The 22,511-nt window shown below is 67.5% G+C and carries 19 protein-coding genes; 14 read left to right on the top strand and 5 right to left on the bottom strand.

Translation table 11 applies throughout. The features are described 5' to 3' along the window. Nucleotides 1-37 precede the first annotated feature (37 nt). Both NMD1_RS03580 and NMD1_RS03575 read right to left on the bottom strand, forming a co-directional pair. Nucleotides 38-727 carry a hypothetical protein gene (locus NMD1_RS03580; protein WP_125953672.1) on the bottom strand — a complete coding sequence of 230 codons (690 nt, stop codon included), beginning with the start codon at nt 725-727 and terminating at the stop codon, nt 38-40. A 115-nt stretch (nt 728-842) separates the two neighbouring features. Then, entirely contained in the window at nt 843-2,096 is a 1,254-nt protein-coding gene (locus NMD1_RS03575; protein ID WP_125953671.1) for a S8 family serine peptidase, read from the bottom strand. Nucleotides 2,097-2,129: 33 nt separating this feature from the next. Between NMD1_RS03575 and NMD1_RS03570 the strand changes: the two genes are divergently transcribed. The 11 genes from NMD1_RS03570 (at nt 2,130) to NMD1_RS03520 (ending at nt 13,983) form a co-directional block, all read left to right on the top strand. Next, nucleotides 2,130-2,666 (top strand): RNA polymerase sigma factor, encoded by a 537-nt coding sequence (locus NMD1_RS03570; protein ID WP_125953670.1) that lies wholly within the window; start codon nt 2,130-2,132, stop codon nt 2,664-2,666. Beyond that, nucleotides 2,663-3,376 carry an anti-sigma factor gene (locus NMD1_RS03565; protein ID WP_125953669.1) on the top strand — a complete coding sequence of 238 codons (714 nt, stop codon included), beginning with the start codon at nt 2,663-2,665 and terminating at the stop codon, nt 3,374-3,376. The genes NMD1_RS03570 and NMD1_RS03565 overlap by 4 nt, the downstream gene beginning before the upstream one ends. A 135-nt stretch (nt 3,377-3,511) precedes the next feature. Then, complete coding sequence (locus NMD1_RS03560; protein WP_125953668.1) at nt 3,512-3,790, top strand: hypothetical protein; 279 nt, start codon at nt 3,512-3,514, stop codon at nt 3,788-3,790. Between the two features lie 106 nt (nt 3,791-3,896). Then, nucleotides 3,897-3,986, top strand: a complete 90-nt coding sequence (gene kdpF / locus NMD1_RS03555) for a K(+)-transporting ATPase subunit F (protein WP_125953667.1) — start codon at nt 3,897-3,899, stop codon at nt 3,984-3,986. A gap of 12 nt (nt 3,987-3,998) precedes the next feature. Further along, nucleotides 3,999-5,702 carry a potassium-transporting ATPase subunit KdpA gene (gene kdpA, locus NMD1_RS03550; RefSeq protein WP_125953666.1) on the top strand — a complete coding sequence of 568 codons (1,704 nt, stop codon included), beginning with the start codon at nt 3,999-4,001 and terminating at the stop codon, nt 5,700-5,702. Between the two features lie 43 nt (nt 5,703-5,745). Continuing rightward, a complete protein-coding gene (gene kdpB / locus NMD1_RS03545) occupies nt 5,746-7,743 on the top strand; it encodes a potassium-transporting ATPase subunit KdpB (protein WP_125953801.1) in 1,998 nt (665 codons plus the stop codon). 11 nt (nt 7,744-7,754) lie between these two features. Further along, the gene (gene kdpC / locus NMD1_RS03540) at nt 7,755-8,351 is read left to right on the top strand and encodes a potassium-transporting ATPase subunit KdpC (RefSeq protein WP_125953665.1); all 597 of its coding nucleotides are present in this window, start codon (nt 7,755-7,757) and stop codon (nt 8,349-8,351) included. After that, nucleotides 8,348-11,005 (top strand): sensor histidine kinase KdpD, encoded by a 2,658-nt coding sequence (locus tag NMD1_RS03535; RefSeq protein WP_125953664.1) that lies wholly within the window; start codon nt 8,348-8,350, stop codon nt 11,003-11,005. Before kdpC ends, NMD1_RS03535 begins: the two co-directional genes overlap by 4 nt. A gap of 10 nt (nt 11,006-11,015) precedes the next feature. Further along, nucleotides 11,016-11,705, top strand: coding sequence for a response regulator (locus NMD1_RS03530; protein WP_125953663.1), 690 nt, complete (start codon nt 11,016-11,018; stop codon nt 11,703-11,705). 136 nt (nt 11,706-11,841) lie between these two features. After that, nucleotides 11,842-12,987, top strand: coding sequence for an acyl-CoA dehydrogenase family protein (locus NMD1_RS03525; protein WP_233497326.1), 1,146 nt, complete (start codon nt 11,842-11,844; stop codon nt 12,985-12,987). Nucleotides 12,988-13,005: 18 nt separating this feature from the next. Next, nucleotides 13,006-13,983: an acyl-CoA dehydrogenase family protein gene (locus NMD1_RS03520; RefSeq protein WP_125953661.1), complete on the top strand. Its 978-nt coding sequence runs from the start codon at nt 13,006-13,008 to the stop codon at nt 13,981-13,983. A gap of 22 nt (nt 13,984-14,005) precedes the next feature. On the opposite strand, the gene NMD1_RS03515 is transcribed toward NMD1_RS03520, so the two are convergent. Beyond that, nucleotides 14,006-14,848 (bottom strand): phosphatase PAP2 family protein, encoded by an 843-nt coding sequence (locus NMD1_RS03515; protein WP_125953660.1) that lies wholly within the window; start codon nt 14,846-14,848, stop codon nt 14,006-14,008. 227 nt (nt 14,849-15,075) lie between these two features. Here NMD1_RS03515 and NMD1_RS03510 point away from each other — a divergent pair, with 227 nt between their 5' ends. After that, nucleotides 15,076-15,732, top strand: coding sequence for a twin-arginine translocation pathway signal protein (locus NMD1_RS03510; RefSeq protein WP_125953659.1), 657 nt, complete (start codon nt 15,076-15,078; stop codon nt 15,730-15,732). 22 nt (nt 15,733-15,754) lie between these two features. On the opposite strand, the gene NMD1_RS03505 is transcribed toward NMD1_RS03510, so the two are convergent. Beyond that, complete coding sequence (locus tag NMD1_RS03505) at nt 15,755-16,984, bottom strand: acyl-CoA dehydrogenase family protein (RefSeq protein WP_125953658.1); 1,230 nt, start codon at nt 16,982-16,984, stop codon at nt 15,755-15,757. A 211-nt stretch (nt 16,985-17,195) separates the two neighbouring features. On the opposite strand from NMD1_RS03505, the gene NMD1_RS03500 reads away from it, so the two are divergent. After that, nucleotides 17,196-17,699, top strand: coding sequence for a flavin reductase family protein (locus NMD1_RS03500; RefSeq protein WP_125953657.1), 504 nt, complete (start codon nt 17,196-17,198; stop codon nt 17,697-17,699). Between the two features lie 51 nt (nt 17,700-17,750). Here the strand turns inward: NMD1_RS03500 and NMD1_RS03495 are convergent, their stop codons facing one another. After that, nucleotides 17,751-19,718, bottom strand: a complete 1,968-nt coding sequence (locus tag NMD1_RS03495) for an FAD-dependent oxidoreductase (protein ID WP_158453898.1) — start codon at nt 19,716-19,718, stop codon at nt 17,751-17,753. A 437-nt stretch (nt 19,719-20,155) separates the two neighbouring features. Between NMD1_RS03495 and NMD1_RS03490 the strand changes: the two genes are divergently transcribed. After that, entirely contained in the window at nt 20,156-22,510 is a 2,355-nt protein-coding gene (locus tag NMD1_RS03490; protein WP_125953655.1) for a TonB-dependent receptor, read from the top strand. Nucleotide 22,511: the final 1 nt, after the last annotated feature.

The following is a 22,511-nucleotide window of genomic DNA, read 5'->3' as shown; positions in this document are numbered from 1 at the left end:
GAGGAGTGGCCAGGCCCTTCGAGAGTGCCCCCGGAGGTTAGTTGCCGGCGGTCGCCGAACCGTTGCCGCTGACCGAACCGTTCACCGCGCCGGTCACGGACGTGCTGGCGGCCTTTTCGGCGACGGCGCTTGCGGTGCCGTTGGCACGCTGGGCCGCCTTGCCGGCCACCTCGCGGGTTCGCGTGGCCGTGCTCGCAGCGGTATCACGCGCGGTCATCGCAGCGCCTTGGGCCGTCGTGCGGGCCTTGCCGGCGGTCGCGCTCGCGGTGTTGCGCGCCGTTCCCGCAACAGAGCGCGAGGTCGAGGCGATCTGGTCGGTGCCGATCAGCTGGGCATCGGCGTTGGCCGACCCGCTGGCCGACCCGCTGCCGGAAACCGCGCCGGTGAGGGCGCCAGCCGGGCTGGCAAGGTTCTGGGTGACGGCGCCGGTCGCGCTGCCGCTGGCGCTGCGGTCGGCGTGGACCTGCCCGTTGTGGCGGTTGACGCGGGTGCTGCCCGTGGTCGAGCCGGCGGCGCTGGCCGCGCCGGACGTCGCCGAGCCGACGCGGTCCATGGTCGAGCCGATCGGCAGGTCGCCGTTCATGCCGCCGCCGAGCGTACCGCCCAGCGTGCCGCCGACCATGCCGCCGAGCGATCCGCCGCCAAGGCCGCCACCCAGCAACTGAGCGTGGGCCGGCATGGTCGAGACGGCAAAGGCGAGAACCGAAATCGTGATGAGCTTACGCATGGTATCCATCCTTTCGTTTGGTGGTGATGGACCCTGATCCATCCCCTTGCCCTGAGAACGAAGGATGCGTTCGGTTTAATCCATGCGCGCCCAAACATTTTTACAAATACATGATCTATCTACAAATTGTGCAAATCAGCCCTCGGCCGAACACGGCATCCGGCCCGCGCGCGCCCAGATCGATCGCTTCCCGGTCGAGCGCGGCGGGCAGGGCGGCGCGCGCATCCATGGCGTTGGCGGCCCGCGCGGCGACCAGTGGCGTCGCGAACGACGTGCCGCGCACCGGCACCAGCCGTCCGGCGGCGTTCATCGCACGCATGTCGGCTCCGGGCGCGGCATAGTCGAGATGCAGGGCGCGGCCCGCCTCGATCAGCGCGCGGTTGCGGCCATCGACGCCGGTGACGGCCAGAACGCCGGGATAGGAGGCGGGATAGGCCGGCGGCGCGGCCGGGCCATCGTTGCCCACCGCCGCGACGATTACCGCGCCCCGCCGTTGCGCCGCGCCCATGGTCCGCGCCAGCAGGCCGTTGGCAGGGCCGACCAGACTGATCGAGATCACCCGCACGCCGCGCCCCATCAGCCAGTCGATCCCTTGCGCGATTGCCAGCGCGTTGCCGCCGGCAGGCCCGGAGCCATAGACATCGGCCACCAGCACGCGCTGCACCCCGGCGCGGCGCAACAGCGAGACCACCGCGCTGCCATGATCGCCCGGTGCCGGCGCGCCCGGGGCGAAGCCGCGGACGGCTTCCACGGGGATGGCTGGCCCCGGCGCGCCATCGATCACGCCGACCGGCGTGGCGACCGGGGGGAGCTGGACCGAGGACGCCTTGTCTTCGCGCCCGCGCGCCGGTGCGGTCGATCCGGACGGGAAGTTCAGCGTGTCGGCGGCCACGGTCGCTTCGGGAGCGGCCTTGCGCAGCCGCGCTTGCGCCTGCGCAAGCGTCATGCCGCGCGGCACCGAGAGGCGGGTGACGGACAGGTCAAGCATATCGAGGCGCTCTTCCGCCAGAATCGAAAAGCCGAGCTGCCGCGCGGCATTGAGCGTCGCCTGATCCGGGGCAACCAGCAGCAATTCGCCCTTGCGCGCGGGATTGCCGTCGGCATCGCGCTCGATCGCCGCCGGGTTGCGGCGGACGAGATCGCCGAGCCGGTCGATCCGCGCCTGCGCCAGCGCGGCGGCGCTGCGCACCGTCCGCGTCGTGGCATCAACGCCCGTGCCAAGCGTGCGATCGACCGATTCCAGCGTCCCGCCCAGCACGCGCTCGACGGGCTGGGCCACGCCAGGCAATTGCTGGCCGATGGGGCCGATCTGCGCCAGCGCCGGGGAGGCCATGGCGACCGACAGGAGTATCCATATCCGACTTCGCATCCGCGTTTCCCGATCTTTCGGATTTCATTATGGATGAAACGACCGGTGTCGTCCGTTTTATCCATCGGAAAGGCAAAAACGCTGTCAGACCGCTTCGAATCCGAAATGCTGGCCCTGCTGCCCCGGTTGCGCCGGTTCGCGGCCGGGCTGGCGCGCGATCCGGCGCGGGCCGACGATCTTTGCCAGATGACGGTGGAACGCGCCTTGCGCAGCCGCGATCAGTGGCAGGCGGGGACACGGATGGACAGCTGGATGTACAGGATCATGCGCAACCTTTGGATCGACGAGACGCGCGCGGCCAATCGCCGCGGACAGACCTTCGTGGATGAGGAAGCCGGCGCGGCCGTCGGCGCGGACGGCGGGCAGGAAGCGCGCGCGATGCTGACCGACGTCGATCGCGCGATGGCCCGCCTACCCGACGATCAGCGCGAGGCCGTGCTGCTGGTGATGGTCGAAGGCTGGTCCTACAAGGAAGCGGCGGACATCGTCGGCTGCCCGGTCGGCACGCTCAATTCGCGGCTGGTCCGTGGGCGCGATGCCCTGCTCGCCCTGCTGGGAGAAGCGGCATGACCATCACCCCCGAAATGATCGCCGCCTATGCCGATGGCGAACTCGAAGGCGCGGAGCGCGATCGCGTGGAGCAGGCGCTGGCGCAGGATCCCGCGCTCGCCCGGCAGGTGGACGCGCACCGCGCCTTGAAAGCGCGGCTTTCCGCCCATTTTGCCCCGATTCTCGATGCGCCGCTGCCCGAGGCGCTGACGCGCGCGGTGCGGGCACAGCCGGAAGCCGAAGTCCTTTCGCTCGATGCCGCGCGCAGGGCACGCGCTGCGTCCGCGCGCGGCGGCACGCGATCGCGCTGGGCCTGGGGCGCCGGGGCGGCGCTGGCGGCCTCGCTGGCGCTGGCCGTCGTGCTCAACCGGCCGGCGGCGAACGGCGTCCCCGGCTATGCGGACGGGCAGCTGGCGGCGGCGCTTGATACGCAGCTTTCCGGAGGCCAGACGGCGGGCGCGCCGGTGCGCGTGATGCTGAGTTTTGCCGATGCCAGGGGCGATTTGTGCCGTGGCTACAGCGGGCAGGCCGGTTCCGGGATCGCCTGCCGCGATGCGCGCGGCTGGCGGCTGGAAAAGGCGTTCGGGGGAGCCGCCGGGGAAGAAGGTGTCTATCGCCAGGCCGGCAGCGCCGATCCGCGCCTGATGGCGGCCATGCAGGACATGGCGAGCGGACCGGCGCTTGATGCGGATGCGGAGAAGGCCGCGATTGCGCGGCATTGGAAGCGTTAGGGCATCACCTTCGGGACGGCCGCGTGCGGCCCCGTGTTTTATGGAATCTTTACGGCGCGGCCTGATTTCCCCGTGGAATCTTAACGCCCGAAAGGCGCAGTGGAAGCACCGCATTTGCATTGCGGGAGCTTTTCCATGTCACGTGCTTTCGATCGCCTGCGCCGGGGCGAACGCTGGTGGGCCGCCGAACTCGTCATGCGGTCGCTTGGCGTCCTGCTGCTCGGCGGCGCGCACCGGGCCTCGGTGTGGGCGCACCGGATCATTACCACGCCGCCGGTGCACCAGACGACCCCCGGCGAACTGGCGCTGTGCGCCATGGTCTTCCTGCTGCTGACCAGCGGGCTCGCCTTCGTCATCGAGGGGCCGGGCCTGTTCCGCTACGTTCCCATCCCCTCGCGCAGCCTCTGGTACTGAAAGGACCGTCCGATGCCGGACCTTGAATGGCTTGCCCTGCTGGGCGGCCTTTTCCTGCTTACGCTCGCCTTTGTCCGCCTTTGCGAAAAGGCCTGAGGATTTCGCCATGACCCTTCCGCTTCTGCTGGCCGGCATCACCGCCGGCGGCCTGCTCGTCTATCTTCTCGCCGTGCTCCTGCGGCCCGAACGCTTCTGAACGGAGCTATCCATGACCATCGAAGGCTGGACCCTGATCCTGCTGTTCACGGCATTGACCGTCGCGCTGGCGAGGCCGGTCGGTGCGTTCCTGTTCGCCCTCTATGAAGGGCGGACGACGCCGCTCCATCGCGTGCTTGGCCCGGTGGAATGGGGCTTCTACCGCCTGGCCGGCGTCCGGCCCGAGAGCGAGCAGACCTGGCGCGCCTATGCGCTGCACATGCTGCTGTTCCAGCTGGTGCTCACCGTGTTCACCTATGCACTGCTGCGGTTTCAGGCGGTGCTGCCGCTCAACCCGCGCGCGCTGGGCGCCGTTGGCGGCGATGGCGCGATGAACACCGCCATCGCCTTCGTCACCAACACCAACTGGCAATGGTACGCCGGCGAAAGCACGATGAGCAATCTCAGCCAGATGCTGGCGCTGACCATTCACAATTTCCTGTCGGCGGCGACCGGCATCGCCATCGCTTTCGCGCTGTTCCGGGGCTTCGCCCGGCGCCAAAGCGGCACGATCGGCAACTTCTGGGCCGATTGCACGCGCGTGACGCTCTATCTGCTGCTGCCCGCCTGCCTCGTCTATGCGCTGTTTCTGGTGGCCAGCGGCGTGCCGCAGACGCTGGCGTCGAGCATCGACGTGACCACGCTGGAAGGTGTGAAGCAGACGCTGGTGCTGGGGCCGGTCGCCAGCCAGGAAGCGATCAAGATGCTGGGCACCAACGGCGGCGGCTTCTTCAACGCCAACAGCGCCCATCCGTTCGAAAACCCCACCGCGCTGACCAATCTGGTGCAGATGCTGTCGATCTTCGCAATCGGTGCGGGTCTGACGTATTGCTTCGGCAAGGCGGTGGGCAACGTGCGCCAGGGCTGGGCAATCCTGGCCGCGATGATGATCCTGTTCCTGGCGGGCGCCGGCATCACCTATTGGCAGGAAGCGGCGGGCAACCCGGTGCTGCACCACCTTGGCGTGGCCGGCGGCAACATGGAGGGCAAGGAAGTGCGCTTCGGGATCGCCGCCAGCGCGCTGTTCTCGGTGGTCACCACGGCCGCTTCGTGCGGCGCGGTCAATGCCATGCATGACAGCTTTACCGCGCTGGGCGGCATGATCCCGCTGTTCAACATGCAGCTGGGCGAGATCGTGGTCGGCGGCGTTGGCGCGGGCATCTATGGCTTCCTGCTGTTCGCCCTGCTGGCGGTGTTCATCGCCGGCTTGATGGTCGGCCGCACGCCGGAATACGTGGGCAAGAAGATCGAGGCGAAAGAGGTGAAGCTGGCGGTGCTGGCCATCGCCGTGCTGCCGCTGTGCATCCTGGGCTTCACCGCGATCAGCGCGGTGCTGCCGGCGGGGCTGGCGGGGCCGCTCAACAAGGGGCCGCATGGGTTCACCGAGATTCTCTATGCCTATTCGTCGGGCACCGGCAACAACGGCTCGGCCTTCGCCGGGCTGACCGCCGGCACGCCGTTCTACAACGGGCTGCTGTCGGTGGCGATGTGGATCGGCCGGTTCTTCATGATCGTGCCGGCGCTGGCCATCGCCGGCAGCCTTGCGGCCAAGAAGTACACGCCCGAAACCGCCGGGTCGTTCCCCACGACCGGGCCGCTGTGGATCGGCCTGCTGGTGGGCATCATCCTGATCGTCGGCGGTCTCACCTTCCTTCCCAGCCTCGCGCTCGGCCCCATCGCGGATCATCTCGCGATGATCTCGGGCCAGCTGTTCTGAGAGGTTTGCCATCATGACTACGCCCCAGAGCGTTCCCGCATCCATGTTCTCGGCCAAGCTGACCGTTCCCGCGATCGGCGACGCCTTCCGCAAGCTCCATCCCGCCGCGCTGGTGAAGAACCCCGTGCTGTTCACCACGGCGGTGGTGGCCCTGCTGCTCACGCTGCTGCTGGCACTGGGCGGCGAGCCGTTGCCGCTTGGTTTCCAGGCGCAGTTGATCGTCTGGCTGTGGCTGACCGTGCTGTTCGGCACCTTTGCCGAAGCGCTGGCCGAAGGGCGCGGCCGCGCCCAGGCGGCGTCGCTGCGCGCGACCAAGAGCGAACTGGCCGCCCGGCTGCCCAACGGCCAGGTCGTGCCCGCCTCGCAACTGCGGCGGGGGGATGAAGTGCTGGTCGAGACCGGCGATCTGATCCCGGCCGACGGGGAAGTGATCGCCGGTGTCGCCTCCGTCAACGAAGCCGCGATCACCGGCGAAAGCGCGCCCGTGATCCGCGAGGCCGGCGGCGACCGGTCCGCCGTCACCGCCGGCACGCGCGTCATTTCGGATTCGATCCGCGTGCGGGTGACGCAGGAGCCCGGGCAGGGCTTCCTCGACCGGATGATCGCGCTGGTCGAAGGCGCGGAACGACAGAAGACCCCCAACGAGATTGCCCTCACGATCCTGCTGGTGGGCCTGACCATCATCTTCCTGATCGCGGTGGCGACGGTGCCGGCCTTCGCCCGCTATGCCGGCGGGCACATTCCCGTCGCCGTGCTGGCCGCGCTGCTGATCACGCTGATCCCCACCACCATCGCCGCGCTGCTTTCGGCGATCGGCATTGCCGGAATGGACCGGCTGGTGCGCTTCAACGTGCTGGCCAAGTCGGGCCGTGCGGTGGAAGCGGCGGGCGATGTGGACGTGCTCCTGCTCGACAAGACCGGCACGATTACCATCGGCGACCGGCAGGCCTGTGCCTTCCGCCCGCTCGACGGCATCGCCGCCGGCACGCTGGCGCAGGCCGCCATGCTGGCGAGCCTGGCCGACGAGACGCCGGAAGGCCGCTCCATCGTCGTCCTCGCGCGCGAGACCTTCGGCGTGGCCATCGATGCCCTGCCCGAAGGCGCGGAGATCATTCCCTTTACCGCCCAGACCCGGATTTCGGGTGTGAAGACCGATGCCGGGCTGGTGCAGAAGGGCGCGGTGGACGCGATCCTGCGCGCCAATCCCGAAGCGGCTTCGGGCAACCACGCGCCACAGCTGCGGCGCATCTCCGAAGAGATCGCCCGGTCGGGCCAGACGCCGCTCGCGGTGGCGCGGGATGGCCAGCTGCTGGGCGTGATCGCGCTGAAGGACGTGATCAAGGCGGGCGTGCGCGAACGGTTCGCGGAACTGCGCCGCATGGGCATCCGCACGGTGATGATCACCGGCGACAACCCGCTGACCGCCGCCGCCATCGCCGCCGAATCCGGGGTCGACGATTTCCTCGCCGAAGCGACGCCCGAGGACAAGCTCGCGCTGATCCGCACGGAACAGCAGGGCGGCAAGCTGGTGGCGATGTGCGGCGATGGCACCAACGATGCGCCCGCGCTGGCCCAGGCCGACGTCGGCGTTGCCATGAACACCGGCACGCAGGCGGCGCGCGAGGCGGGCAACATGGTCGATCTGGACAGCGATCCCACCAAGCTGATCGAGATCGTCGGCCTCGGCAAGCAGCTGCTGATGACGCGCGGGGCGCTCACCACCTTCTCGGTGGCGAACGACGTCGCCAAGTATTTCGCGATCATCCCGGCGATGTTCGTGGTGCTCTATCCGGGGCTGGGCGTGCTCAACGTGATGAAGCTGGCATCCCCGGAAAGCGCGATCCTTTCGGCGATCATCTTCAACGCGCTGATCATTCCGGCGCTGGTGCCGCTCGCGCTGCGCGGCGTGACCTATCGGCCGATGGGCGCGGGGCCGCTGCTGGCCCGCAATCTCGCGGTCTATGGCCTTGGCGGCTTGGTCGCGCCGTTCATCGGCATCAAGGCGATCGACCTCGCGGTCGCCGGCCTCCATCTCGTCTGAGGATTTTCGACATGACCAAGGATCTTCTGGCCGCGCTGCGCCCCGCGCTGGTGCTCACGGTATTGTTCGCGCTGCTGCTGGGGCTGGCCTATCCGCTGGCGCTGACGGGCGTGGCGCAAGTGCTGTTCCCCCGCCAGGCCAACGGCAGCCTGATCGATCGCGATGGCCATTCGGTAGGGTCCAGCCTGATCGGGCAGGGCTTTGCCAGCGACGGCTATTTCCACCCGCGCCCGTCGGCCGCCGGCAAGGGCTACGACGCCACCGCCTCCGCCGGTTCCAACCTCGGTCCGACCAGCCAGGCGCTGGCCGACCGGGTGAAAGCCGATACGCGCGCTCTCGCAACCTCACCGGGCGTCATCGTTCCGCCTGACCTGGTGACAACTTCCGCCTCGGGGCTCGATCCCCATATCAGCCCCGAGGCGGCCTATTTCCAGGTTAGCCGCATCGCGCGGGCGAGGGGGATGAGCGACCCGGCGGTGCGCGCGCTGGTGGCGGGTCATGTGGAAGGACGGATGCTGGGCTTTCTGGGCGAGCCGCGCGTGAACGTGCTGGAACTCAATCTTGCTCTCGACAGCGCGGCTACTGCGGGCGCACACGGGAGGCCATGAACGACGCCAGGCCTGATCCCGATGCCCTGCTGCGGGCGGCCACGCGCGAGGCCAAGGGCCGTCTCAAGGTATTCCTTGGGGCGGCGCCGGGCGTGGGCAAGACCTACGAGATGCTCAGCGATGGCGCGGCGCGGCGGGACGCGGGCGTCGATGTCGTGGTCGGCGTGGTCGAGACCCACGGCCGCCGCGAAACCGAGGCCAAGGTCGATGGCTTCGAGATCATGCCGCGCAAGCCCATCGCCTATCAGGGGCACACCCTGGCGGAGATGGACATCGACGCCATTCTCGCGCGCCGGCCGCAACTGGTGCTGGTCGACGAACTGGCCCACACCAACGCGCCGGGCAGCCGCCACGACAAGCGCTATCAGGATGTCGAGGAACTGCTGGCGGCGGGGATCGACGTCTATTCCACGCTCAACATCCAGCACCTTGAAAGCCTGAACGATCTTGTCGCCTCGTTCACCAAGGTCCGCGTGCGGGAAACGCTGCCGGACCGGGTGATCGAGAACGCGGAGATCGAGATCGTCGATATCCCGCCGGACGAGCTGATCGAACGCCTGCGCGAAGGCAAGGTCTATGTGCCAGACGAAGCCTCGCGCGCGCTGGGGCACTTCTTCTCCAAGTCCAACCTTTCGGCGCTGCGCGAACTGGCCTTGCGCCGCGCGGCGCAGGCGGTCGACGCGCAGATGCTGGATTACGTGCGCGCCAACGCGGTGGGCGGCACGTTCGCGGTCAATGACCGGCTGGTCGTGGCCATCAGCGAACAGGCGGGCGCGACGGAACTGGTGCGCGCGGCCAAGCGGCTGGCCGATGCGCTGCGCGCGCCGTGGACGGCGGTTCATGTCGAAACCCCGCGCGACGCCGCCTTTACCCCGGCGGAAAGCGCGCGGCTGGCCGAAGCCATGCGCCTTGCCTCGCAACTCGGCGCCCAGATCGAAACCGTGCCCGCCGAAAGCGCGCTGGCCGGCTTGCGGCAGTTCGCGGGCGAGGCGCGCGCGACGCAGCTGATCGTCGGCAAATCCCGGCGATCGCGCTGGTTCGAACTGCGCCACGGTTCGATCGTCGACCGGCTGGTGCGCGATGCGCCCGGCCTGGCCGTGCATGTCCTGCCGCTGACCGAAGCCGGCACGGCGCGAACGGTGCGTCTGCCCCGGCTGGGCGAGGGCTGGGGCTCATGGCACGGTTACGCCGTCTCGCTCGGCCTGGGCGCGGCGATCACCGTGCTGGGGCGGATGATCTTCGCGCAGGGCAGCATCACCAACATCGGGCTGCTTTTCCTGCTGCCCGTGATGCTGGCAGCGACGCGCTATGGCCTGCGCACCGGCATTGTCACCAGCCTCGCCTGCTCGCTCGCCTACAACTTCTTCTTCATTCCGCCGCTCAACACTTTCACCATTCAGGACCCGCAGAACATCATCACCGTGCTGGTGCTGCTGGGCGTGGCCATTGTCGGCAGCCAGCTTGCCGCGCGCGTGCGGGCGCAGGCCTTGCTGGCGCAGGCGAGCGCGGCGCAGAACCGGTCGCTGGCGGGCTTCGCCCGTCGGCTTACCGGCATCGGTTCCACCGACGAACTCGCGCAAGTCTTGTGTGGCGAGATCGGGCAGCGCCTCCACGGCAACACGGTGCTGCTGATGCCGGAGACGGCGGGCCTTGCGGTGCGAGCGTCCGCGCCGCCGGGGGGCAGGCTGGCGATGCTCGATGATGCCGCCGCTCGCTGGGCCTTCGACAACAACAAGCCGGCCGGGCAGGGATCGGACACGCTCACCGCATCGGAATGGCTGTTCTACCCGATCGGCACCACCGGCCGGGTGCTGGCGGTGTTCGGGCTGTCGCGCCCCGATGCCGGCGCGCCGGTGCGCGCGGACCAGCTGCCGTTCCTGCTGAGCCTGCTGGATCAGGCCGGGCTGGCGCTGGAGCGGATCGCGCTGGCCGAGGAGATGGCGGACCTCGCTCACGTCCGCGAACGTGACCGGCTGCGCCATGCCTTGCTCTCGTCCGTCAGCCATGATCTGCGCACACCGCTGACCACGATACTGGGCTCGCTCGCGGAGATCCGGGCGATGTCGCCCGAACAGGAGGACCAGCTCGCCGAAACGCGCGCCGAAGCGGAGCGGCTCCACCGCTTTGTCGCCAACCTGCTGGACATGGTGCGGATCGAGGCGGGGGCGCTGCACCGCAAGATCGAACCGGTCGATCTGGCCGAAGCGGTCGCCAGCGCATTGCACGATCTGGGCACGGCGCTGCACGGCCATCCGGTGAACGTCGCGATCGCGGCCGATCTGCCGTTCGTGCTGGTCGATCCGCAACTGTTCCACCATTGCCTGATCAACCTGATCGAGAACGCGGCGAAATATGGCGATCCCGGCACCGGCATCACCCTGCGCGCCCACGGCGATAGGCAAGGGCTGACGCTGTTCGTCGAAGACGAAGGGCCGGGCATTCCCGAGGGGCAGGCGCAACGGATTTTCGAGACGTTCGCGCGGATCGAGGGGTCGGACCGCAAGGGCGGGACCGGGCTGGGGCTTGCGATCGTCAAGGGTTTTGCCGAAGCGATGGGGCTGGGCGTTTCCGCGTCCGATCGCGCGGACGGGCGCGGCGCGTCGTTCGCGATCCGCTTCCCGCCCGGCCAGTTGAAGGAATTGCCTCCAGAATGAGCAGTGCCGAATGAACAGTGCCGTGACGATACTCGTGGTCGATGACGAGCCGGCCATCCGGCGGTTGCTCCATGCCAGCCTGGCCCGCGCCGCCTATCGCGTGGTGGAAGCCGGGTCCGGGCGCGAGACGCTGGCGGCGGTGCAGATCGACAAGCCCGAACTGGTGCTGCTCGATCTTGGCTTGCGCGATCGCGACGGGCTGGAGCTGATCCCGATCATCAAGGCCGCCGGCGCGGCGGTGATCGTCGTGTCCGCGCGCGATGCCACGGATGAGAAAGTGGCGGCGCTCGATCTGGGCGCGGACGATTTCGTGGCAAAGCCCTTCGACAGCGAGGAAGTGCTGGCCCGCATCCGCGCGGCGTTGCGGCACCGGCTGGCGAGTGCCACCGGCGCGCCGGTGCTGCGCCACGGCGACGTGGAGATCGATCTGGCGGCGCGCCGGGTGAGCCGGGGCGGCGAGGATGTGCGCCTGACGCCCAAGGAATACGGCTTCGTGGCGGAGCTGGCGAAATCGCCCGGGCGGGTGGTGACGCACGCGCACCTGCTACGCACGGTGTGGGGCGCCGGCCACGAGCATGATGTGGAGTACCTGCGCGTGGCGGCGCGTGCGATCCGGCGCAAGCTGGAGCAGGACCCGTCACAGCCGACCTTGCTGCGCAACGAACCCGGTGTTGGCTATCGGTTGCAGGTGGAGGCGTAACCCGCCTGCCACCTCGTCCTGGTGCCGGTTGAGGCGCGATGGAGCCTGCATTGCGTCGCTTTAACTGATCGGTTAAACCCGGCCAGCGGACCGCATGAATGATCATGCGGCCGGTTCTGTTCGAGGATGTCATACGGTGTTCGACACGCTGACGCTGGCCGCGCTGCCGCCCGAGGACGAGGCTCTGCGCCCGCAAATCCGGGCATTCATTGCCAGTCATGTCGCGGGATTGCCGGCGGATCGGCGGGCGCGGTCGTGGCAGGGCTTCGATGCCGCGTTCAGCCGCGCGCTCGGGCAGGCGGGCTTTCTGGGGTTGACGCTGCCCAAGGCTTACGGCGGGCAGGAACGTGGGCCATTTGCCCGGTTCGTGGTGGTGGAAGAGTTGCTGAGCGCCGGTGCGCCGGTCGCCGCGCACTGGATCGCCGACCGCCAGAGTGCCCCACTGATCCTTGGTTATGGCACGGACGAGCAGCGCCGGTCCTACATCCCCCGCATCTGCCGGGGCGAGGCGCTGTTCTGCATCGGCATGAGCGAGCCCGGTTCCGGGTCCGATCTTGCCAGCGTGCGAACCCGCGCCGAGCGCACGGACAAGGGCTGGCGCGTCAACGGCCAGAAAATCTGGACCACGAATGCGATGCATTCGGACTACATGATCGCGCTGGTGCGCACATCGGGCACGCCGGAAGACCGGCACGCGGGGCTTTCGCAGTTGATCATCGACCTCAAGGCGCCGGGCGTCTCGGTGCGGCCGATCGTCGATCTCACCGGCGACGCGCATTTCGCCGAAGTGTTCTTCGACAATGTCGAGCTTTCCGCCGACGCGCTGATCGGCCGGGAGGGCGAGGGCTGGAAGCAGGTCACGGCCGAACTCGCGTTCGAGCGATCGGGGCCGGAGCGCATCTATTCCTCGGTGGTGCTGCTCGATGCCTGGATACGGCATGTGCAAGCCGTGGGCCGCGGCGACGCCGGTGTGCTGACCGGCCGGTTCATGGCCGAAATCGCCACGCTGCGCGCCATGTCGATCGCCTGCACCGCCCGCCTCGCGCTGGGGGAGAGTCCGGTGGTGGAGGCGAGCATCGTCAAGGACCGGGGCACGACATTCGAACAGGACCTGCCCGTGGCGATCGGTGACGATCTGGCCGCGCATCCCGACGAGCCGGTAAGCGACGAGCTCTACCGCACGCTGCTCTATGTCACGCACATCGCGCCCAGCTTTTCGCTGCGCGGCGGCACGCGCGAGATTCTGCGCGGGATCATCGCGCGCGGCATGGGCCTGCGGTAAGGGACGGGGAGAGAGCCGATGGACGCACACGCACTGCTCGAACCCTTCGACCGGATGCTGGCCGCGATCTCCGCGCCCGCGGCGGTGCGCGCCGTGGAAGCGGGCGGCGATGCCTCGGCGATGTTGAGCGAACTGGCGCAATCGGGCTTTCTCGATGCGCTGGTGCCCGAAGAGGCGGGGGGAGCCGGCCTGTCGCTGGCCGGGATCGCGCCGCTGATCGAAGCCATCGGCGCCCATGCCGTGCCGTTGCCCGTGGCCGAAACCATGGTGGCGCGCGCCTTGCTGGCCCGGGCTGGTGTAGCCTCGCGCGATGGCCCGATCGCGCTCGCCACGGCCGGCGTGCCGGGGCAGATCGTACCGTGCGGTCTTGTCGCTGCGCACGTCCTGATCGATTTGGGCGACCGTCTCGTGCTGGCTTCGGCCGATGCGCTGGCAGTGACGCCGACGGGCGTTCATCACGCGCTGGCCGCGCGGATCGGCTGGGAAGGTACGCCAGTGGGGCGGGACATTACCCGTCCCCCGGCCGGGCTGCGGGCGCTCGCAGCGATCGTGCGCGCAACTCTGATCGCCGGCGCCGCGCATCGCCTGCTGGAAGTGACCACGCGCCATGCCAACGAACGGGTGCAGTTCGGCAAGCCCATCGGTCGCCAGCAGGCCCTGCAGCAGAACCTTGCGGTCATGGCGGAAAACGCCGTCGCCGCCCGCATCGCCGCGCAACTGGGCTGCGCGCAGGGGCTCGATGTTTCGCTGGCCGCAGCGGCGGTCGCCAAATCGACCGCCTCGTCCGTCGCGGCGCGGCTCGCCGGCACCGCCCATGCCGTCCACGGCGCGATCGGGATCAGCGAGGAATTCGACCTCCAGTTGCTGACCCGGCGGCTGCACGAATGGCGCCTGGCGGACGGCTCCGAAGGATACTGGAACGGCGTGCTGGGCGCGGCGCGGCTCGCCGATCCGGCCGGTTCGGTGGACTGGATACGCGCGGAAGTCTTCGCCTGAAAGCGGGACCGCAGGAACCTTCCTACCCGGCGCTGTCCTCCGCCAGCGCTGCTGCTTCGGCGGCGCAATCGCGATCCGGCGCCTTGTGCGGCTGGCTCGCCAGTTCGGCCCGGGCGGCCGCCAGATCGGCCTGGAAGCCCGGTTCCAGCTGCATCCGCGCAAAGACGGCCGAGGCGACGACGCGGCCTTCCTCGATATCGCGTTCCCAATGGACGTTGCAGATCCGGCGGCTCTCGCCAAAGGTGCGGCCGCGCGCGACCAACTGCGTCGCGCGATCGGGGATCAGTTCCGCCAGCAGCAGCCCCCAGCCATAGCCGATAGCGCTGTGGCCGGAAGGATAGGACCCGTTGGTGCGCAGGCCGGCTTCCTGCGACGGCGTGCAGGTCGGCTTGCCGTTCTCCATGAACGGGCGGGGGCGCTTGTACTTATCCTTGGCGCCGCTGGTCGCCATGCCGAAATCGATCATGGCGCGGCGCATCAGCCGGTTGAGCGCGGGCGTGTCAGTCGGCGTGATGGCAAGGCCGGCAGTGCAGGAAAAGGTACCGGTGGCCTTGGGCGACCAGAGATCGGCATCGCTCGCCGCCAGCGCGAAACGCGCCTTGCCCTGCAAGACCAGCGCGCGGTCGGCGGCGGCATGGTCCCGCGCTTCCGTGGCGGAACCGGCCCCCGGCGCGGGAGGAACGAGCGCCACGCTGTCGATGCCCGCACCCGGCGCCAGGTAACCTCCTGCGCCCGGCGCGGTCATCGCCAAGGGCAAAGGGGTTGCGCCGGACGATCCGGGCGAGGTCTGTCCGGCAAGCGCGGCGCCCGCGCCGGCGCCGGTCAGCAGCAGGGCGATAAGGGTGATCGTGCCGCGGTTGGTCATTGCTTCTGCCTCGTTCGTTCAAGCGTCTGAATGGCCGCCACGGGGACTGATGCCAGTCCTTTTCCACTTCGCCAACCCGGTGGTTCAGGAGCGGTTCGAGAGAATGGGAAACGACCGCGCAAATGGCGTATTGTCCGCCATCGCCCGCCGCCCTAGCCCACGGGTTGCTGCGGTTCGTGCGAGGACCGGCAGTTTGCGTGGCGCGTTCGGTCCAGAAGGGTAACAGCATGATTGTGAAAGCCGCCGCTGCAGGTTTGGCGTTGGCGATGCTTGCCATGGCGGCGGCTCCCGCATGCGCTCAAGGGACGGCGCCGTCGTCCGCGACCGTTGCCGTGCCGGCACCGCCCTTTGTACCGGCCGACTTCAACGTTCCGACCCACGTGGAAGGACCGGATTTCACGATCGTGCCGCTCGCCCCCGCCTTGGCGAAGATCGATTACGATGCCTACATGGCCTCCATCGAGCATTTGCAGAAGACCTTTTCGCGCAGCACCAGCTGGCCCCGCGAAGGCATCTCCGCCGCCGACGCCGTGCAGGACATGGAAACCGAGCAAGCCCGGTTCCAAGCCCGAAAGTCCTTCGCCTATTCCGTGCTGACGCCGGACGGCACGCGGGAGCGTGGCTGTGTCTATGTCTATCCCAGCACCGTTCCGGGCTACGATGCCGTGGTCAGGTTGTGGGTGACCAAGGCCGAATATGACGCGGGCTTCGACGCCGAGCTCTACACGTGGGTCATTGGCTGGGTGCAGGCCAAATGGCCTTTCGCGAAAGTGGCCTATCCCGGCCGCGCGATCGAATGGAGCGCCTGGGACGCCATGGTCGCGGCGAGCAAAGCCGCAGCAAGCAAGACTGGGAAAACCGCATCCGGGGCGCAAGCGCAGTAGGCAGCGGACCGGTCGCGCCGGTTCAGGCGCGGAAGCGCTTGTACTCCAGCCGGGCGATCGCGCGGTTATGGACCTCGTCCGGCCCGTCGGCGAGACGCAGCGTCCGCGCGAGCGCGTAGGCCGAAGCCAGCGGGAAATCCTCCGAGACGCCGCCTCCGCCATAGGCCTGAATGGCGTCGTCCAGCACTGTGACCGCAAGGTCCGGCCCGGCCACCTTGATCATGGCGATTTCGCGTTGGGCGGCCTTGTTGCCTACCTTGTCCATCATGTCCGCCGCCTTCAGGCACAGCAGCCGCGTCATCTCGATCTGGGTACGCGCGGCGGCGACGCGCTGCTCCCATACCGACTGGTCGGCAATGGGCTTGCCGAAAGCCGTGCGCGACAGCAGCCGGGGAACCATGTGGTCCAGCGCCATCTCGGCAAGGCCGATCGCGCGCATGCAGTGATGGATGCGTCCGGGGCCTAGGCGCCCTTGCGCTATCTCGAACCCGCGGCCTTCCCCCAGGATCATGTTGGTGGCCGGCACGCGGACGTTGTCGAAGGCGATCTCGCAATGGCCGTGCGGCGCATCGTCATAGCCGAAGACCGGCAGTGCGCGTCCGATGGTCAAACCGGGGGCGTCGACCGGTACCAGTATCTGGCTGTGCTGCTGGTGCCGGGGGGCATCCGGCGTGCTGAGGCCCAGCACGATCAGCACCTTGCAACGCGGATCGCCCGCGCCGGAAATCCACCACTTCCGCCCGTTGATGACGTAATCGTCTCCGTCCCGCGTGATCCGCGTGGCGATGTTGGTCGCATCGGAGCTGGCGACATCGGGTTCCGTCATCGCGAAGGCGGAGCGCATTTCACCCGCCATCAGGGGGCCGAGCCACCGCGATTTCTGTTCGGCCGTACCATAGCGATGCAGCAGTTCCATGTTGCCCGTATCGGGCGCGGAACAGTTGAACACTTCCGATGCCCACGGCACCCTGCCCATTTCCTCGGCGCACAGGGCATAATCGAGATTGGACAGCCCAGCACCGTGGTAAAGATCGGTATCATGCGCCGGGTTGGGCGGCAGGAACAGGTTCCACAACCCTTCGGCGCGCGCCTGCGCCTTCAGTTCCTCGATAACCGGCAGCACTTTCCAGCGCGTGCTCCCGTCCGCAAGTTCGGCCTTGTAGCGATCCTGCGCCGGAAGGACGTGCGCCGCCATGAAGGCCTTGACCCGTTCGCGCCATTCGCGTTGCCGGGGGGATATATCGAAGTCCATAAGTGCCCCTTGCGCCGTCCCCGTCCATGCCATTGCGTGGCGGGAGGCCGGTTGGGGGCAGTGCCGCGCGGCCCGCACGCTGTCGAATACGCATCCAGGATCGCTGCGATGACGAACCGGCAATTGCTCGCCGCCGGCCGTTATGGCGCTTTGCCCGCGTGACTTCCGGGTGGCGCCGCCGCCGGAAGATGATCGGGTGAGGAGTACGGCTATGGATGAAATCGCAAAGAAAACCGCGCTGCGGATGATCCCCTACGGCATCTATGTGCTGACCACGAGCGATGCCGACGGCGCACCTTTCGCGGCAACGGTCAACTGGGTGACGCAGACCTCGTTCGCGCCGCCTTTGGTAGCCTTGGCGGTCAAGGCGGATTCGGGCTCCTATGCCGCGTTCCGGGCAACCGGCGTCGCGGTGCTCAACGTCCTGGGCAAGGGGCAGCAGGGCGCGGCGTTCACGTTTTTCAAGCCGGCCGACTATGTGGACGGCAAGCTTTCGGGCGAGAGTGTTCGCGCGGCGGGCAATGGTGCGCTGGTTCTGGAAAGCGCGGCGGCGGCCGTGGAACTCAGGCTGGTGACGGTGGTGGAAGAGGGCGATCACCATGTGATCCTCGCCGAAGTGACCGATGCCGTGGTGATGCGCGAGCCCGAAGGCCGGGCGGACGCGGCCGTGCTGGAGATGAAGGATCTGGGCGAAAAGGTTTTCTATGGCGGCTGAATGTTTCGCGCGGGGCACAGGTGCCCCGCGCTTGGTTTATGCGTTTACGACCTAAAGTGCAGCGCCCAGTCTGAATCCGTCCAGCGTCGCATGTACCATGCGGCGGGGCGACAGAGCATCGCCGATGACGTGGCACTCCGCGTCGATCCCGGCGAAGGCGGCCGCCGGATCGACCGCCGCGTGCCGGCTTTCGAGATCGATCACCAGGCCGGGTTCGGGCATGGTGCCGATGGCGTTGGTCAGCGTATGGCGCAAGTGCAACTGGCCATCGCGCAGGCCGGATGCCGCGGTGAAGGGCCGGATATCGACCTTGCGTTCAGCCATCCGGCGCATCATCGCATAGAAGCTCGCCGCTTCCACGCCCTGCCCGGGACTGGCGCATTCCGTGAGCAGCGTTACGGCGCGGCCCTGGGCGGCAAAATGGTCCGTCACCACCAGCGGTCCCAGATGGTCATCGCGGCCGCCGATCACGGTAACAGGACCGGCGGGCAGCGGCGCGGCGTCGATTTGCGCATTCGCCGGCAATCCGATGGGCATGGACCAGGCCGCGCCCGTGGCCAGCACGATGATATCGGCTTGCCAGTCCACTGCCAGCGCTGCATTGCCATCGCATTCCAGCCGCACGTCGACGGCAAGCGCCGCCAGCCGGGCACGTACATACGCCAGATAGTCGCCGAACCGGGCCTGTCGCGATATCCGCGCCAGTGGCACCAGCATGCCGCCGAGTTCCCTGGCGCGCTCCACCAGGGTTACGGTGTGGCCGCGCTCGGCCGCCGCCATGGCGCATTCGATGCCAGCCGGGCCGCCGCCGACCACAAGGATGCGACGGGCCTTCTCCGTGGTCGCCAGGGCCAGTTCGTCCTCGCGGCCGGCGCGCGGGTTGACCGCGCAGGCGAGCGGGCGGCCATAGTGGCATTCGTTCCCGCCGATGCAGGGGCGCGCGGCCTCGTTCCCGCTTCCGGACAGGCCCTTGGCGACCAGTTCCGGGTCGGCCATCAGCGCGCGTACCATGCACACGATATCGGCGCTGCCCGAAGCCAGCACCTCTTCGGCCTGCTCGAGCGTCGCGATCGCGCCGCTGACCATCACCGGGACGGATACCGCCTTGCGTATGGCGTGGGCGGTGGCGACGTTGGCGCCCCAGGGCGTCAACGCGGACGGGACATAGGCGTTTCCGGCGCCCCGCCACAGCCCGGAATACGAACCGCCGGAGATGCTGACATAGGCCGCGCCCGCCTGCTCGAGCCGTGCGGAAATTGCGGCCAGGTCGACTATGTCCAGCCCGCCTGCGGGCTCCGGGCCGGTCAGGCGGATGCCTATGGGAACAGCATCTTCCACCCCGGCGCGCGCCGCCGCCAGTACCGCCAGCGGAAAGCGCATGCGGTTCTCGAACGATCCGCCCCATTCGTCCTGCCGTCGGTTGAACAGCGGCGAAAGGAATTGCTGGATCAGGTAGCCATGGGCGCCATGCAGTTCCAGCGCGTCGACGCCGGTTGATAGCGCGCGGGCAGCGGTCAGCCGATATGCTTCGATCAGTTCCGCGATTTCGGACACGGTCAGCGGATGGGCGCGATGACGTTCGAACTCGTCGGACATGGGGGACGAGGAGACCACTGGCTGGAAGGTGTCGCTGTGCTGGGCGGCGCCCGGATGGTAAAGCTGGCCGACGGCGCACACGCCGTGCCGCTGCACGGCATCGACCCATTCGCGGATGAACGGTACCATCCGGTCGTAGGCCTCGCGACCGGCGCGGGACAGCGGGTGATGCGGCACGCCGTCCATCATCTCGCTGCCGGGCGGCGATGCGCGGCCAGGCCCAAACGGGAATTGCATCAGGCCTAGCGGTCCCAGGTTGAAGCCAGCGAGGCCAATGCCGCCGCGCGCCCTTTCTTCCAGATAGCGCAAATAGCGTGGCTGCGGCAGGCGCGGTCCATGCGTTGCCATCATGACGCGGTTCCGGGCCGCCATCGATCCGATGGTGATCGGCTGGCGCACATGCGGATAGTGCGTGGAACGCATTATTGCCCGCCGGAGTTCGCCACGCGATATGGGTGCGGTATCATTTTGATTTTCAGGCCCTTTCCCTATCACGTTGCCATTTGGAACATGGCATCTTTTACTATTTAAGATTGCTATAATAGTGCTGATTGTCAATCGACCTTCCCGGAGCGCTGCCACTGCGCAGCATGGGGCACCGGACGTGCCGGGCTTTGCGCGATTGCCGCGCGGCACGCCGGGCTTGGGGAGAATTTCTTTCGTAAATAGCCCTCTACGCCTGTTGCGGATGCTTGAATTTGCTCGCAATCTGCAACGCAGACCAAGGCTGGTTGGCCGGGGATGCCTTCGGAACATGGTTGATGCCCGTTGGGAAACGCTAATGTGCTTCAACGAGATTTGTGGTTCGAACCGTGCCCTTTAAATGCTGATCATATAAAAAATGGCATGGGAGAGTGGCGATGAAGGTTGTCTTTTCGGGATCGACTGGACGTATCGCGCTGGGACGACGAGCACGCCTGCTTGGCGAAAGCGCAGCCCTTGCGGTGCTGGGGTTGCCGGGGATGGCCTTCGCCGCGCCGGATGCGGCAAACACACCGGCGGCCGTGGCGGCGGATACCGCCGAAGATGCCACCACGGGCATTCAGGACATCATCGTTACTGCGCGCCGCCGCGAAGAGCGCTCGCAGGACACGCCGCTCTCGATCAGCGCCATTTCCGCGCAGCAGCTCAAGGAGCTGAACATCGTCAGGCTGGACGGCATTACCCAGCTTGCGCCCAGCTTGCGCATCACCCAGGCGAGCGGCAGCGGCAACTCTCCCGCGATCTACATTCGTGGCATCGGCACGCTGTCGACCGCACTCTACGTGGAACCTGCCGTCGGCGTCTACATCGATGGCGTTTACACGCCACGCCCGAGCGGCAACACGTTCGATCTTCCCGATATCGCCAGCGTGGAAGTGCTGCGCGGGCCGCAGGGAACGCTGTTCGGCCGCAACACCACCGGTGGCGCGATTGTGTTGACGACTCAGGCGCCGAGCGAGGACGCCGGCCTGAAAGCGGATTTCTCGATCGGTTCGCGCAGCGAGATTACCGCGTCGGCGGTGGCGCAACTGGGGCGTATCGGCAATTCGCCGTTCAAGCTGCGCCTGTCGGCACAGGCCCACAGCCGCGATGGATGGGTGCGCACGCCGAACTATTCGCCTTCGAAGTGGGGCGGTGCGCTTTACAGCTATGGCTTCGGAGCGGCGGTCCAGGGCGACTTGGGCAAACTGACGGTCGATCTGCGTGGTCGCTATAACAACGTCGAATCCTACACGGGATGGGAGGCTCTGGCGGCCACGACGGTGGGCGGAACCTATTTCCGCAACTCGGGAACCGCCAATGGCCTGCCGTTCCCGATCGGCGTAGGGCCGCGGGACTACACGTATCGCGATCCGCGCACGGACGGGCGCTCCGTCGCCAAGAGCTATGGCGGCGCGCTGACCCTCACCTACGCCGTCAGCCCCGCGCTCACGATAAAGTCGATTACCGGGTACACGGGCATCGACCAGGATCTCCACGCCAACATCGGTGGCGGATCGACGCGGGGTTTCGTGGTGAATCCGGTCGTCGCCGGGCAAAATATCGAACCGGTCAGCGCCCACGTCACGCCCTATAACCCAGGTCATCAGAAGCAGTTCACGCAGGAACTCCAACTGCTCGGCAATCTCGGTGATTTCAATTATCTGGTCGGCTTCTACTACTATGATGAGAAGGTGCGGGAAAATCTCACCACCATCCTGAATTCGCCGCTCTCCGCAACCACGGCTGTGCGTCTGAACCGCACGACGATCTATGCGATCCATTCGAAGTCGTACGCCGGCTTCGCGCAGGTCGGCTGGAAGCCTTCGTTCGCGGACGGGAAGCTCGAGGTCGTCGGTGGCGTCCGTTACACCGAGGACAAGAAGTCCCTCGATTCCAATACCGTTTCGCGTACGACCACGACCACCACAGCGGCGCAATCGCGCAAGGACAAGTGGGACAATGTCGGCTGGCTGGGCTCGATCAGCTACCGCGTCTCACCCCTTGTCATGGCTTACGTTCGCGCCTCTTCGGCTTACCGGTCTGGCGGATACAACGCCCCGACCGTCGGCGCGCCGCCCTTTGGACCGGAAACAGCGATCAGCTACGAAGCAGGTTTCAAGAGCGATCTGTTCGACCGGCACCTGCGCTTCAACGTTTCGGTGTTCCAGACCGACTACGACAACCTGCAGGTCAACGGCTATAATATCGCCACCAACACCAATTCGCTGACCAACGCCGGCAAGGCACGCTATCGCGGTTTCGAGGTGGAAGGTCAGGTCGTGTTCGGCAATTTCCGGATGGATGGCAATCTGGGCCACGTCGATCCCAAGTACCAGGAATATATCCTGGCGGTAGGCGGGGTGCCCACCAACGTCGCGTCGCAGGCCAAGTTCGCCAACGTGCCGCATTGGACCTACCACGTGGGCGCGCAGTACCGGATCGATACCGGCAAGATCGGCGGCTTTACGCTGCGCGGCGATTACACCGGCAAGAGCAATTCGCCGAGCTACACGCTGATCTCGCAAGCGCCGAACACCGCCCAGGTTCCGCTCTTTGGCCGCGAGGACAATTTCAGCGCCCGCCTGATGTGGGATTTCGAGTCCAATGGACGCAAGTTCCGCGCGCAAGTGTTCGGCGAAAATCTCAGCAACAACCGGTACATCACGTTTGCTTCGGACTTCGGGGCAATCATGGCCGGCACGTTCAACCGTCCGCGCTATTATGGCGTGGCGTTGGGCGTGGAGCTCTGAC

The organism is Novosphingobium sp. MD-1 (assembly GCF_001014975.1).
In the GTDB taxonomy this organism is placed as follows: domain Bacteria; phylum Pseudomonadota; class Alphaproteobacteria; order Sphingomonadales; family Sphingomonadaceae; genus Novosphingobium.
The sequence above is the reverse complement of the archived record's forward strand: the minus strand, read 5'-3'. Positions and strand labels throughout refer to the sequence as shown.